Source organism: Amycolatopsis sp. cg5, assembly GCF_041346955.1.
In the GTDB taxonomy this organism is placed as follows: domain Bacteria; phylum Actinomycetota; class Actinomycetes; order Mycobacteriales; family Pseudonocardiaceae; genus Amycolatopsis.
Window position 1 is genome coordinate 3,548,984 of the sequence record NZ_CP166849.1, and the last position, 13,902, is coordinate 3,562,885.

Consider the following 13,902-nt stretch of genomic DNA (forward strand, 5'->3'; position numbering starts at 1 on the left):
CAACGCTAGCAGTTTCGGGCTGACTGCTATATTTCGATCCGCTCACCCCGTTCGCAGATCGGACCACGCCCGCATGGACGACCAGCCGTCGCCGAAGATTCTCGACTCACTGCACCGGTACCGCTGGAGTTCACTGGGGATCGTCGGCGTCGTGGCGCTGCTGAGCGTCCTGGTCGCCCTGTTCCTGCGTGACAGCGGCAGCGCGCAGACCCGGATCGTGCTCAAGGCGCCGGACAAGGCGGGTGTCGTCGGTGTCGACGCGAGCAGTGAGTCGGCTTTCGTCCGGTATGTGAACCAGCGCGCGCTGTTCGTGGTGTCCGACCGCGTGCTCACGGTCACCAGCTCCAACGTGGCGAACTCGGTCTCGGTCGACACGTTGCGCAAGCAGGTCACGGCGAAGGCGTCGTCGAACGGCGACTCGATCGACGTCACGGTCGCCGCAGGCGACTCCGGGACCTCGGTGCGCATCGCCGACGCGCTGACCAAGGCGTACCAGTCGGAGTCCAAGGCGGACGTGCAGGCGTCGGCGCAGAAGATCCTCGACACGCTCGCCGCGCGGCGCAAGGACGTCGTCGAGGCGAGCACACCGGACGCGGGTGGTCCGAACAACGCGGCCGCCGGTCAGACGATCAGTGACCTGGACAAGCAGGCCACCGCCGTCCGGGTCGCCGCCGACCAGTTCGGCGACGGCGTGTCCTTTGTGGACAAGGCGGCTGCCGACAGTTCCGGCCTGCTCGGCTCGCTGGTGCGCGACCTCGGGATCGGCGTCGCGCTGGGCGTGCTGCTCGCGGCGGCCGTCGCGTGGGCGCGGGCCGACCGTGACCGCCGCGTCTCGGCGGCGGACGAGCTGGCCGCGGCGACCGGTGAGCCGGTGCTCGCGGAGATCGAGACGTTGTCCGAGGCCGAGGTCGCCGCGCTCAAGGAGGTCGGCAGCCCGCCGCTGTGGCCGTACCAGTTCGCCGCGTCCGGGCTGCGCACCGCGGTCGACCGCGGCGTCGTGGTGGTCACCTCGAGCGCGCCCGGCGACGGCGGCACCACGTCCACCCTGCAGATGGCGACCGCCGCCGCGCTGAGCGGCGCGCGGGTGCTGGTCGTCGACGCCTCGGTGCGCACGCACGGGCTGTCCGACGCGCTGGCGCTGCGCTACGACCCGCACGGGCTGACCTCGATCGCGGTCGGCGCGATGCGCACCGACGACTGCACCAGGGTGGTCGACCTCGGCGACCGCGTGTTCCTGTGGGCGATCCCGGCCGGGCAGTACCAGGAGTCCACACTGGACCACTTCCGGTCGAGCCTGCTGCAGAAGGCGGTCGCGGCCATGCGCTCGGCCTACGACCTGGTGCTGATCGACTGCGCGTCGCCCGCGATCGCGCCGGAGGTCACGCCGCTGATCCGCGAGTCGGACGGGGTTGTGGTGGTGGTCAGGCGTGACCGCGAGACGCGTGCGGTGCACCGGCTGCGTGAGCAGATCGGGCTGCTCGGCGGCACGATCACCGGGTACCTGTTCACCTTCGCGAAGCCGCGGCGGGACGCGCCGAAGCGGATCGTCCGGCACTAGTGCGTGCGCTAGCGCCCGTTATTTCCCAAGGCGTCACCGCCGGGACGAGCCTGTTGCTGCAGGTGCTCGCGGCCCGGCAGCTCGGGCTCGCCGAGTATGGCGTGTTCGCGGTGTTCCTGGCGCTGCTGGTGAGCGCGACGGCGTTGCACGCGGGGTATGTCGGGGACAGTCTCGCGGTGCTGGACCGGTTCGACCGGCGGCTCCGTGCGTCCATTGTGACCAGTGCGCTGCTGTCGTTCGCGCTGTGCGGCGCCGCCGGTGTGGTGTTCGCGCTGGCGTTGCGCGACCTCGGGACCGGGCTGGTGTTCGCCGGGATGCTGGTGCTGTGGCTGGCCGAGGAGACATTCCGGCGGCTGCTGATCGCGCGGATGGAGTTCTGGAAGCTCGTCTGGAACGACGTCTCCTATCTCGTGGGCACGCTCGTCGCGTTGGGCGCTTGGTACCTGCGTGCTCGTGAGGTCACGATGCCGATGCTCTTCGCGGCCATGGGCGTCGGCGCGTGCACGGCCGTCGTCGTGGGGCTTGCCCAGCTGCCACGGTCGGAACTGCGCGCGCTGCGGCCTGGCTGGGCCGGGATGGGCGAGGTGGCGTCGTTCGCGGGCTGGCGCGCGGCGCAGGCGGCGTTGCGGCCGACGGCGTTGCTGCTGGCCAGGATCATGGTCGCGCAGCTGCTCTCGCTCGCGGCCGTGGGCCTGCTCGAAGCCGCGCGCCTCGTGGTGGCGCCGCTGCAGGTGGTCATCAACGGCGCGGGGAGCTTCCTGCTGGCCGGGTACGCGTCCGGTCAGATGCAAGGGACTCGGCGGGCGTCGGCGAAGCTCGCCGGGGTGACGCTCGGCGGGGGAGTCGTGCTGGCGCTGGCGGCCGAGCCGCTCGGCCGCCTGATGACCGGGGCGCCCGTCGACAGCTGGCTGGTGCTCGGCTGGGTCGTCTACCTCGGGACCTGGGCGGCCGGGCTGCCGTTCGTCACCGCGGTGGTCGCGCAAAAGCGGTCGCGCGCGGTGTTCCTGGTGCGGGTCGTCGACTCGGTCGCGGGGCTCGTGCTGGCGGCGGTGGCGTTGACCTTGGATCTTCCGCTGGTGCTCGTGCCCTGGTTGATGGCGGCCGGGCAGCTCTATTCGTGCGTGCGCCTGTACTCACTTGCTGTGACCCCGCACACACCGGAAATAGTCAAACGCTCAACTACGTTGTGATCGATCATGACTGCTTCCACTGAAATCCTGAACGTGCCCAGCGACGTGCAGGACCTGTTGTTCCGTCAGGCCCGTACCGCGAACACCTTCAGCGACGAGCCGGTGACCGACGAGCAGATCCAGGCCATCTACGACCTGGTGAAGTGGGCCCCGACCTCGATGAACACCCAGCCGCTCCGCGTGCTGGTGCTGCGCACGGACGAAGCCCGCCGGCGCCTCCTGCCGCACATGGCCGAGGGCAACCGCGCCAAGACCGAGACCGCGCCGCTGACCGTCGTGCTCGCCGCCGACACCGAGTTCCACGAGAACCTGCCGGAGCTGTTCCCGCACTTCCCGGGCGCCAAGGACATCTTCGCCCCGGACGACGCCGCCCGCGCGGAGACCGCCAAGCTGAACTCGCTGCTCCAGATCGGCTACTTCATCATCGGCATCCGCGCGGCGGGCCTCGCCGCCGGTCCGATGACCGGCTTCGACAACGCCGGCATCGACAAGGAGTTCTTCGCGGACAAGCCGTTCAAGTCGCTCGTGGTGATCAACGTCGGCAAGCCGGGCGAGAACCCCTGGTTCGACCGTCTTCCGCGCCTCGCCTTCGACCAGGTCGTCGAAACGCTCTAAGGGCTCGTGCGCGTTGCGGGCGGTGAGAACCGCCCGCGACGCGCACGACCTAATCCGAGTGAAACGGCTGGGCCGCGCCGACTAGCATCTGGTGGTCAACGTTTTGACCACCATGAGGAGTCCATCGTGTCCCAGCCGTCGTCAGTAGCAGCCGTAACCGCCTCGCGCGTGGTGGTACCGGCGGGCACTACGGCGGGCACCGCGGTCCGGGAAGCCGGACTGCCGACCAAGGGGCCGGACACGATCGTCGTCGTGCGTGACGCCGAGGGCAACCTCCGCGACCTGGCCTGGGCCCCGGAGGCCGACGCCGAGGTCGAGCCCGTCGCCGCGAACACCGACGACGGCCGCAGCGTCATCCGCCACTCGGCCGCGCACGTGCTCGCCCAGGCCGTGCAGCAGCAGTTCCCGCAGGCGAAGCTGGGCATCGGCCCGCCCATCAAGGACGGCTTCTACTACGACTTCGCGGTCGACACCCCGTTCACCCCCGAAGACCTGCAGGCGCTGGAAAAGCGCATGAAGCAGATCGTCAAGGGCGCGCAGCAGTTCTCCCGCCGCGTCTTCGACTCGGTCGACGAGGCCAAGAAGGAACTGGCCGACGAGCCGTTCAAGCTCGAGCTGGTCGACATCAAGTCCGATGTGGACACCTCGGAGGTGATGGAGGTCGGCGGCGGCGAGCTGTCGATCTACGACAACCTCGACCCGCGCACCAAGGAGCGCGTGTGGAGTGACCTCTGCCGAGGCCCGCACGTCCCGACCACCAAGTTCATCCCGGCCTTCAAGCTGACCCGCGTCGCCGCCGCGTACTGGCGCGGCAACGACAAGAACCCGCAGCTGCAGCGCATCTACGGCACCGCGTGGGAGTCCACCGAGGCGCAGGACGTCTACCTGGAGCGCCTGGCCGAGGCCGAGCGTCGCGACCACCGCAAGCTCGGTGTCGAGCTGGACCTGTTCTCCTTCCCCGACGAGATCGGCTCGGGGCTGGCCGTGTTCCACCCCAAGGGCGGCATCATCCGGCAGGAGATGGAGAACTACTCGCGCCAGCGTCACGTCGAGGCCGGGTACGACTTCGTCAACTCGCCGCACATCACCAAGGGCAACCTGTTCGAGGTCTCCGGCCACCTCGACTGGTACCGCGACGGCATGTACCCGGCGATGCACCTCGACGCCGAGTACAACGAGGACGGCACGGTCCGCAAGCCCGGCCAGGACTACTACCTCAAGCCGATGAACTGCCCGTTCCACGACCTGATCTTCCGCTCGCGCGGGCGCTCCTACCGTGAGCTGCCGCTGCGGATGTTCGAGTTCGGCAGCGTCTACCGCTACGAGAAGTCCGGCGTCGTGCACGGCCTCACCCGTGTGCGCGGCATGACGCAGGACGACGCGCACATCTTCTGCACCCCCGAGCAGGTGCCCGGCGAGCTCAAGTCCCTTTTGGACTTCGTGCTGAACCTGTTGCGCGACTACGGTCTCGACGACTTCTACCTGGAGCTGTCGACCAAGAACCCCGAGAAGTACGTCGGTTCCGACGAGGTGTGGGAGAACGCGACCGAGGTGCTGCGCCAGGCCGCGCTCGACTCCGGCCTCGAGCTCGTCCCCGACCCGGGCGGCGCCGCGTTCTACGGCCCGAAGATCTCCGTGCAGGCCAAAGACGCGCTCGGCCGCACCTGGCAGATGTCGACCATCCAGCTCGACTTCAACCTGCCCGAGCGTTTCGAGCTCGAATACACCGCCGGCGACGGCAGCCGCCAGCGCCCGGTGATGATCCACCGCGCGCTGTTCGGCTCGATCGAGCGCTTCTTCGGCGTCCTCACCGAGCACTACGCCGGCGCGTTCCCCGCGTGGCTCTCGCCGGTCCAGGTCGTCGGCATCCCGATCACCGAGGACCAGGTCGACCACCTCCGCGGCGTCGAGAAGGCGTTGCGCGCCAAGGGCATCCGCGTCAACGTGGACGCTTCCGACGACCGCATGCAGAAGAAGATCCGCACCCACACCACGCAGAAGGTCCCCTTCATGCTCCTGGCGGGCGCGAAGGACGTCGAGGCGGGCGCGGTTTCGTTCCGCTTCCGCGACGGCGGCCAGATCAACGGTATCCCGGTCGACACCGCCGTCGAGGCGATCGCCGGCTGGGTCGCCCGCCGCGAGAACGCTTCGCCGAACGTGGAGGCGCTGGAAGCGGTCATCAATTGACCGAGCCGGTTCCGCAGGACGGTGCCGGGGTCCCGGACGCGTTGCAGCGTCTGTGGACCCCGCATCGCCTCGCCTACGTCCAGGCCTCGAAGCCCGACGAGGGCTGCCCGTTCTGCAAGGCGCCCGGCCAGTCCGACGAGGACACCCTGGTACTCGCCCGCGGCGAGTCGGTGTACGCGCTGCTCAACCTGTACCCGTACAACCCCGGTCACCTGATGGTCGTCCCGTACCGCCACGTCGCGGACTACACCGACCTCACGCCGGAGGAGACGGTCGAGCTGGCCGAGTTCACCCAGCGCGCGATGGCCGTGGTCCGCGAGGTCTCCTCGGCGCACGGCTTCAACATCGGCATGAACCAGGGCGTCATCGCGGGCGCGGGCATCGCGGCCCACCTGCACCAGCACGTGGTGCCCCGCTGGGGCGGCGACGCCAACTTCATGCCGATCATCGGCCACACCAAGGTCCTGCCGCAGCTACTGGCCGAGACCCGCAAGCTCCTCGCCAACGCCTGGTAGGTCGTGAGTGTTCCCGACGGTTCTATTTGGCCGGAAGGGCGACTGTGGCGTGTTGGTGTTCGGACACGTCCGTTCGTGAGGGGACCCCTGGGTGCGATATACGCACTGAGGGGTCCCCTCGCTTCAGCCCTCGCACTTGCAACATTCATGACTCTCGCGGAGTAAAGCGGGCTTTATCCCGCACACCACAGCCCTCGGCTATCCGCGAGTGGTAACTCCGCTAGATGCAGCGGAGTTACCACTCGCACATCCCTCGCTCCTTGACCTGGTGCCCGGCGAGCCCGCGACAGCGGCCGACGCGCCACCTTTGGCCCTCCGCTCAAAAACCGTCGGGAACACTCACGAGCCCGTCAGGCCCAGCGGATGCGGGTTTCGCCGACCATGAGCGGGTTCAGGTCGGCGTGGACGTCGTCCGCCCGTTCCCAGAAGTCGGCCGCCAAGCCGTGCTCGCCCCGCGCCGCGGCGATGTTGCCGATGCCCGTGTAGGCACGCGCGGTCTCGTAGCTGCTTCCGCAGGCCAGCGCCCGGTCGGCGGCGTCGTGGTAGGCGACGGCCGCGCGATCGTGGTCGCCCGCGTGGAACCAAGCCCAGCCCAGGCAGTTGAGGGCCATCGCGGCGTCGAGGTCGAGCCCCAGGTCGTCGAACGCGGTGAGCGTCGACGCGGCCAGCGCGGCGCCTTCGGCCGCGCGGCCGAGCGGGATGAGGACGAGCGCGATGCCGCGGTCGGTGATCGCGGCGTTGCGGCGGTTGCCCATGCGCGCGTAGAAGGCCTGCGCTTGTTGAAAGTCGCTCAACGCCTCGGCGTGCCTGCCTCGGTAATGATCGGCCCAGGCACGATGGGCGCGTGTCATGTTCTCGCCGTGCTCGTCACCTAGGCCGCGATACAACGCGAGCGCTTCGTCGTAGCAGGTGAAGGCCGCTTCGACGGCGCCGCTGTCGACGTGTGCGACGCCGAGGTTCGCGGTCGTGGTCGCGAGCACCCAGCGGTCGCCGAGCGCTTCGGCCGACGCCTTGGCCCAGCGGTGCGTCGCGATCCAGGGATCCCAGAGTTTGGCCGTGAAGAAGAATCCGCGCAGGAAGTGGGCGAGCTGCCAGCAGCGTTCGTGTTCGCCGCGCTCGCCCGCCACCCGGCACAGCGACGCCAGGCCACGCCATTCGGCCCGAAACCAGGAGAGCGCGGCTTCGTCGTCTTCGAGTGGCACCGGCTCGGGTGGACGCGAGCCGAAGACGCGCCCGCGCACGAACCGGCGTGACGTGAGCAGGTGGTCGCCGTGCGCGGCCACCTGCACCGAGAAGTCCAGCAGCCGCCGGAAAGCGCCGTCCCGCTCGGTGACGACGTCGGCGGCGAACAGCTTCAGCAGATCGTGGAAGCCGTACCGGTCAGGGGACGGCTGGGTGAGCAGGCACGCGTCGTGGAGCCGGTTGAGCAAGCGATCGGTCTCCCGCCGCGGCAGGCCGCCGAGCGCGGTCGCCGCGTCGAGGTGCAGGTCCGCGCCAGGATGCAGGGCGAGCAGGCCGAACAGTCTCGCCTCCGCGGGTGCGAGCTGGTGCAGCGACAGCCGGAACGCGGCGAGCAGCGAGCGCTCGCCGTCATCGAGTTCGCCGAGCCGGTCCGCCTCGGCGCCGAGGCGGTCGTCCAGTTCTTCGACGGTCCACGCCGGATTGGCTTGCAGGCGCGCCGCCAAGATTCGGATCGCCAGCGGCAACCCGGCGCATCGCTCGACCACGCGGGTGACGACCTCGCCCGGCGATGTGCCGGTGATCGAGACGAACAGCTCGGCGGCCTCGGAGGTGTCCAGCACATCGAGCGTGACTTGCCGGGTGTCGTCCAATGAGCTCAGTCTCGATCGGCTGGTGATGAGCACCCGGCACTTGGGCTCGGCGGGCAGCAGCGGCCGCACCTGGGCGGCGCTGGAGACGTTGTCCAGCACCAGCAACAGGCTACGGCCACGAAGCCGGGACTGGTAGACCATCGCCCGGTCGTCGGGATCGGACGGGATCCGCGCCGCCGGTTCACCCAGCCTGCGCAGCAGCCGGTCGTGCACGGCTGCCGGATCCGCCTCTTCGCCGGGGCTGTATCCACGCAGGTCGAGCCAGACGCAGCCGTCGGCGAACGCGGCTTCGAGCCGGTGGGCGCAGCGGTTCGCCAGTGCGGTTTTGCCGACCCCGCCCATGCCTGAGATGACGCAGATGCCACCGTCGGACTCCAGCGCGGCGCGGACCGCCTGGAATTCGGCGGCGCGCCCGGTGAAGATCGCGGTGGCCGGCGGCAGCCCCGACAGCCGGGCGTCGGGACGGGTGCGCCGTTTCGCGGGTTCGCGGGGCAGCAGCGCGGTCAACGCCCCGGTGAGCTGGAGTTCCCGTTCACATTGCTCGGCGAACGCCGGGTTCGGCAGCGCGAGCCCGGTTTCGATCTTGCTCAGATAGCCCTTGCTGTAGTTCGTGCGCGCGGCGAACTCGGTCAGCGAGACACCGGCCGCCCGGCGCAGGCGCCGCAATTCGGCGCCGAAGGTCGCTCGTTCGCTCATCGGCACCCACCCTCGTCGGAGTACCAGTATGGCCGCGACGGCGACGGCCCGGCAGTAGCCGCGACGTGCCCGCGGACCCGCCGGTCCGCGGGCACGCGACCCGGGTTCGTTGTTCATCGCCCGCCTCAGCCGAGTACGAGGGTCAGCAGGGCCAGGATCAGGCCGATGGTGTGGGTCTGCATGATCAGCGCACCTCCTTTCGGTGACTGGTCGCCACGGGATCGGCCGGTTTCGCGGGTGCGGTGACCTGGCCTGCGCCGAGCACCACGCCGGTCGTCAGTGCGAACAGCGACAGCCAGAAAGCAAGCCTCAGCAGCAGGGAAAACGAACACATGACCTTCATTTCGTCGCCTCCGATGGGCAGCTTCAGGCAGCACTCGAGAACACGGGAACTCCGTGGTTTCCGGGGGTTTTCGCCGCGGATTCGGTGCGGCTCACCAAGAATGCGTTCGGCCGGAGCGGTGCGACAAGGAGTTTCCCGTTTCCAACAGCGACAGGAAAGAAAGCCGCAAAATAACGATCCCGGCGATCGGCCATGATCCGGTGGACAACCGGCGACCGGAGTGACGAGTATTGGCGATCGTGCGTTTAATCCGCTTGGGAGGACTGGTGAACGTGAGCGCGACAGACCTGGTCGGCGAATTGAAACTGCTGCGCAAGGGCCGGGGGATTTCCGTCGTCCAGCTTGAGCAGCGCGTCGGCCCCGCGATGCGTGCGGCGTTCGGCATCGCGGACGCTGATGAGGTCGCGGAGATCAGAAAGAAGCTCACCGAGGCATTGATCAACCTGGCCGCATCGCTGCCCGATGATTTGCGCACGGCCGCGCTCGCCGCGTTCGGCCTGCACGAACAGGCCAGGTTCCCGTTCTACCAAGATCGGGTCAAGTGGGTGGCCCAAGCGATTCAACGCGATGAACGGACGGCGCGGCGCCGGATCGACGAAGGTATCGCGCGCATCGCGGAGCTCGCCGTTTCCGTGCAGGCCGGCGAGTCGGAACCCGCTTATCCGAGCCGCAGCTGGCACACCGAGGAGCTACGCGTGGCACTGTCGCTGGATCAGGAAGTGCCGGAAGTGTTCGAGCTGCGGCGGGTGGTCGCCGACGCCGACGACATCGACGAATTGGATCTTGCGCTGACCCTCACCAACTCGCGGAATCGCCGCGAAAAGGTGGGCGAAGATGATCTGGAGGTGGACGTTTTCTATGGTGGCAGCCTGTCTCGGCGGATGATGGAATCGAGCGAGCGGTTCGGCCTGATGCTGCGCCTGCCGAAACCGCTCCGCCGTAAAGCCCGCCATGACATCGCCCTGCGCTTCCGTGCGAAGCTGAGTCATCCGCACTACGTCTGCGTGCCCCGGCACCCGGTCGATTTGTTCGACTTGCATGTCAAGTTCCCTCAGTCCATGTCCGGCGGGATCGTCAAATTGGAGAATCTGTTCCAGGACGACGCCCGCGACCCGTCGGCGCGCGGCGAGGCGCTGACCCCGGACGCCTCCGGCGAGGTGCACGTCCAGTTCCGCAAGCTCGCGCCCGGCTTCGCCTACGGGGTTCGCTGGGAGCCCGCGGACGTGAGCTGACGGCCTGGCCGGCCGCAGCGCGCGAGCGCGGTGCCGAGGTCACGTGTGGTCGCCACCGTCTCGGGATGGGTGAGGCCGAGCATGCTGATCCGTGGTTCGAGGATCGTGTCGAGCAGATCCGCCTGCTGGCAGAATTCCCCCAGCCGCCCATGGGCGGCCGCCATCGCGTGCACCACCCGGTGCTGCAGCCGATGTCCGTAACCGAGCACGCGCAGCACCGCCTGTTCGGTCGCGGCCAGCACCCGCAGCGCGTGAGCGGGGTCGCCGAGCGATGGCGGCGCGCAGTCGGCCATGACCCTGGCGGTGAGCGTCAGCGGTGCGTCGAGGCCGTGAACCTTGGCGTATGCGGCCTCCAGCGCACGTGGCGACTGGGCCCGCACGTCCAGGGTGAACGTCGCCTCCGCGACCACCAACTCGGCTTCGACGCACTGGGAATGCTGGTCACGGCCCTGCGCCCGGTAAGCCGTGATCACTTCGGCGGCGACTTTTCGCGCCCGGTCGAGCCGTCCGGCGTCGAGCAGGCTGACCGCGTACTCGAGCCTGGCGCTCTGGGTCAAGTCGTCGGACGGCGATTCCGGCGTCGCGCCTTCGAGCAGCGCCGCGGCCTCGGCAGGCCGGCCACGCAGCCGTCTGGCACGGGCCGCGGCGACCACGAAGCTCAGCCGGTCCGGCTCGGCGCGGGGAAGCCTGCCGCCGTGGTCGAGCCAGAAGATCCGGTCGGCGGCGGCGTAGTCGCCCTGGCAGTCGAACGCCTGCGCCGCGATCAGCGCGGCCGCGTGCCTGTCCTGCTCGTCGGCCAGCGTCAGCGCCGCCTGGGCGTGCCCGGCGGCCTCGGCGTAGAGGCCGCAGCCGATCTCGGCGCGTGCCGCGGCCATGAGATCGGCGGCGGCCGCTTCGCCGGTGGACAGGATCAGCGCGTGCGTCTCGCCGGCGGCGTGCCAGTCACCGAGCCGCTCGTAGGCCGCCGCGACCGGACGCAGCAGCCTGGCCCGGTGATCCGGGGCGCGCTCGGCGACGGCGCGCGCATGCTGAAGCAGGAAGTCGCCGTCGGGCGGCGTCTCGATCAGCACCTCGGCCGCGCGCTCGAGGAGTTCACCAGTGTCGAACTGGGCGATCGCCACCGTGCGCACGAGCGCCGCCATCAGCACGTCACCGTCCACTTGAGACACGAAGTCGAGCGAAGCGAGTTCGTGAACTGCTTGGGGTACCTCGGAAGTACCCAGCGCCGCGACGGCGAAGTCCACCGGAAAAGGCACCGGCGCGAGCACCGCGGCGAGCCGGAGCAGTTGCCGCGCCAGCGGGCTGAGTTCGTCGAGCAGCGCGCGGATCGCTTCCACGGCGGTCTCCGGCCGTCCGTCCAGCTCGGCATCGTCATCCGCGTGCTCGACGGCCAACCCGACCGCTCGCAACGCGAACGGATGCCCGCCGCAGCGCCGGACCAGGCGTCGCGCCGCGGGATGATCGGCTGTGCCGAGGACGCTGATGCCTTCGTCCTCGGGCAACCCCGAAAGTTCGAGCGTGGTGAAACCCCAAGCCGCCTGGTCCGCCCTGGTGGTGATGAGCGCGGCACTTCCCCCGTACGGCGTGAGAAGCCGGTTCAGCCGGGACGGCGGCAGCTCGGCGGGGATGTCGTCGACGATCAGCAACAGGTCTTCCGCGCACAGGCCGAGCAACCGGTTGAGCGTGATACCCGAGACGTCGATGCCCAGCCGGGCGGCCAGCACGCGCACCAGCGACAAATGGAACTGGGAAAGGAATTCCTCCGGCGGATGATGACCGAACGGGCCGAGCCGGATGACGTCGGAGTACGCGGAGCGGAAGCGATGGGCGTACTGCTCGGCCAGCGCGGTTTTGCCGATTCCCGCCGGGCCTTGCAGCACCAGTGCCGAGTGCGAGGTGGTCAATGCTCGGTGTATCGCCGAGAGTTCGCGGCGACGGCCGACGAAGCGCGCTGATCCGGTCATCGGGTTCGCTCTCTTCCGATCGGGTTTCTTCGGGGTCCGTAAAGGATCGGTGCCCGCGAGTGCCGTGGTACGGGGATTTCCGGAACTGTCCGGGTTTTGACGATCAATGACGGACGTGCCGGACAAAACGTGGACAGTAAGCCCCGCACCGTGGCGTTACCGGGTGGTGCGGCCGACCATCGGGCATCCGAACCGAATCACCCGGGAGCCGAACATGGGAATCGCCGAAGCAGCCGCACCGTCCGGATCGGACGGACGATGGGCCAAAGAGGAACTCGGCCCGCTCGTGCTGGCGGCCAAGACGGGCGAGCCTGGCGCGCTGCAGACGTTGCTGAAGGTCATCGAGCCCACGCTGGTGCGCTATTGCCGCGGCCGCATGGGCCGCCGCGACTTCTCCTATCTGTCGGCCGACGACGTCGCTCAGGAAGCCTGCCTCGCGCTGTGCAAGATGCTGCCGGGCTACGAAGACCGCGGCGGCTCGTTCTACTACCTCGCCCGCGCGATCGCGGCCAACAAGGTCGTCGACGCCTACCGCGCGGTCTCGCGGGACAAGTCGGACCCCATGCCCGACCTGACCGAGACCGTGCTCACCGCCAACGAGCCGGAAACCGAAGCACTGCAAGCGGATCTCGGTGCCCGGCTCGCCACGCTCATGGCCACACTGCCCCCGCTGCAGCAGGAGATCCTCACCTACCGCGTCATGACGGGCCTGACCGTCACCGAAACCGCGGCCGCGCTCGGCACCACCCCAGGCAACGTCCGCATCGCACAGCACCGCGCGCTGCGGAAGCTGCGCACGATGATCGAGCGGGACGAGTTTTAGCGCAGCGTCGGATCACCCCAGGCCAGCTCCGGCAGTCTGGTCGCTGCCGGACCGCGGTCGCCGAACGGGCCCGGCCGGTACATCTCCAGCCGAAGCTTCAGCGCTCCGGTGACGTCCAGATCGATACTCGCCGATTTCCCCAGCGCGACCGTGATTTCGGGCCTGGGGACGCCGTCGAGACAGATCCGGAAGTGTCCTACCTGGAACGGCTCGGCGGCATCGTCGAGCACACCGGCCACCGCCGTCAGCCGCCGATACGCGACCCCGAGCTCGATCTCGACGAACCCCAGCGGATCCGTGCCGGTCTTCTTCGGGCGGAACACGATGCTGTCCTCGTACCGCACCCCGTTGACCGACGCGGCGCCCACCCGGACCTGGGCGCTGCTCGAAACCCACGGCAGACCATGGGCCAGCGACACTTCCGCCAGCCGATCCTCGTCCTGCCAAGCACCGCGTTCCGGCATCGGGAACTCAGGGCGGCCGGTGATCGCGGCCAGCAGGCCGGCCACCCCGTCCCTGGTGAACTCGTTGACGCGAAACCTCGTGGTGGAGTACGGATTCAGGAAGGTCGGGATGTCGTCGAGCGACCGCCCGGGGAACACCACCGGCAGGAACCGTTCGGTCTCCTCGGCCAGATTCCTGGTCAGGTTGTTCCGGATCATCGCGGCCTCGAACTGCGCGCCGCGCCCCTTATCGGGTGGGGCCAGGCCATCGGCGCGCCGCTTGTACTCGGGCGAGGCGATCACCAGCACAAAGTCCGCTTCGGTCAGATGGTCGATCGCCCACAACGACCAGTCCCGCCGCGGGCCGTCATCCCACTGGTCCAGCCGCACGTCCAAGCCGATGACCGTGCGCAGGAAGTGCGCGAAGAGCCGCACTTTCTCCTTGTGTTCCGGCGAATCATGTGAGTACGTGACGAAAACCCTTGGCGCGTCGCGATCGGACAT

General features: G+C 69.0%; 11 protein-coding genes. 7 read left to right on the forward strand and 4 right to left on the reverse strand.

The features are described 5' to 3' along the window. Nucleotides 1-73: 73 nt before the first annotated feature. The 5 genes from AB5J62_RS16155 (at nt 74) to AB5J62_RS16175 (ending at nt 6,065) form a co-directional block, all read left to right on the forward strand. Nucleotides 74-1,558, forward strand: coding sequence for a cell shape-determining protein (locus tag AB5J62_RS16155; protein WP_370949029.1), 1,485 nt, complete (start codon nt 74-76; stop codon nt 1,556-1,558). Beyond that, nucleotides 1,558-2,748: a hypothetical protein gene (locus AB5J62_RS16160; protein ID WP_370949030.1), complete on the forward strand. Its 1,191-nt coding sequence runs from the start codon at nt 1,558-1,560 to the stop codon at nt 2,746-2,748. Before AB5J62_RS16155 ends, AB5J62_RS16160 begins: the two co-directional genes overlap by 1 nt. Before the next feature lie 6 nt (nt 2,749-2,754). After that, complete coding sequence (locus AB5J62_RS16165) at nt 2,755-3,363, forward strand: malonic semialdehyde reductase (protein ID WP_370949031.1); 609 nt, start codon at nt 2,755-2,757, stop codon at nt 3,361-3,363. Nucleotides 3,364-3,531: 168 nt separating this feature from the next. After that, nucleotides 3,532-5,550, forward strand: coding sequence for a threonine--tRNA ligase (gene thrS / locus AB5J62_RS16170; protein WP_370950276.1), 2,019 nt, complete (start codon nt 3,532-3,534; stop codon nt 5,548-5,550). Then, nucleotides 5,547-6,065, forward strand: a complete 519-nt coding sequence (locus AB5J62_RS16175; RefSeq protein ID WP_370949032.1) for an HIT domain-containing protein — start codon at nt 5,547-5,549, stop codon at nt 6,063-6,065. The genes thrS and AB5J62_RS16175 overlap by 4 nt, the downstream gene beginning before the upstream one ends. Nucleotides 6,066-6,415: 350 nt before the next feature. On the opposite strand, the gene AB5J62_RS16180 is transcribed toward AB5J62_RS16175, so the two are convergent. After that, nucleotides 6,416-8,593, reverse strand: coding sequence for an NB-ARC domain-containing protein (locus tag AB5J62_RS16180; RefSeq protein WP_370949033.1), 2,178 nt, complete (start codon nt 8,591-8,593; stop codon nt 6,416-6,418). Nucleotides 8,594-8,777: 184 nt separating this feature from the next. Continuing rightward, nucleotides 8,778-8,936 carry a hypothetical protein gene (locus AB5J62_RS16185; protein WP_370949034.1) on the reverse strand — a complete coding sequence of 53 codons (159 nt, stop codon included), beginning with the start codon at nt 8,934-8,936 and terminating at the stop codon, nt 8,778-8,780. A 266-nt stretch (nt 8,937-9,202) separates the two neighbouring features. Here AB5J62_RS16185 and AB5J62_RS16190 point away from each other — a divergent pair, with 266 nt between their 5' ends. Further along, nucleotides 9,203-10,168, forward strand: a complete 966-nt coding sequence (locus AB5J62_RS16190; protein ID WP_370949035.1) for a hypothetical protein — start codon at nt 9,203-9,205, stop codon at nt 10,166-10,168. On the opposite strand, the gene AB5J62_RS16195 is transcribed toward AB5J62_RS16190, so the two are convergent. Next, nucleotides 10,132-12,132, reverse strand: a complete 2,001-nt coding sequence (locus tag AB5J62_RS16195; protein ID WP_370949036.1) for a hypothetical protein — start codon at nt 12,130-12,132, stop codon at nt 10,132-10,134. The genes AB5J62_RS16190 and AB5J62_RS16195 overlap by 37 nt on opposite strands. A gap of 214 nt (nt 12,133-12,346) precedes the next feature. On the opposite strand from AB5J62_RS16195, the gene AB5J62_RS16200 reads away from it, so the two are divergent. Beyond that, nucleotides 12,347-12,955, forward strand: a complete 609-nt coding sequence (locus tag AB5J62_RS16200) for a sigma-70 family RNA polymerase sigma factor (protein ID WP_370949037.1) — start codon at nt 12,347-12,349, stop codon at nt 12,953-12,955. On the opposite strand, the gene AB5J62_RS16205 is transcribed toward AB5J62_RS16200, so the two are convergent. Further along, nucleotides 12,952-13,902, reverse strand: coding sequence for an SEFIR domain-containing protein (locus AB5J62_RS16205; protein WP_370949038.1), 951 nt, complete (start codon nt 13,900-13,902; stop codon nt 12,952-12,954). The genes AB5J62_RS16200 and AB5J62_RS16205 overlap by 4 nt on opposite strands.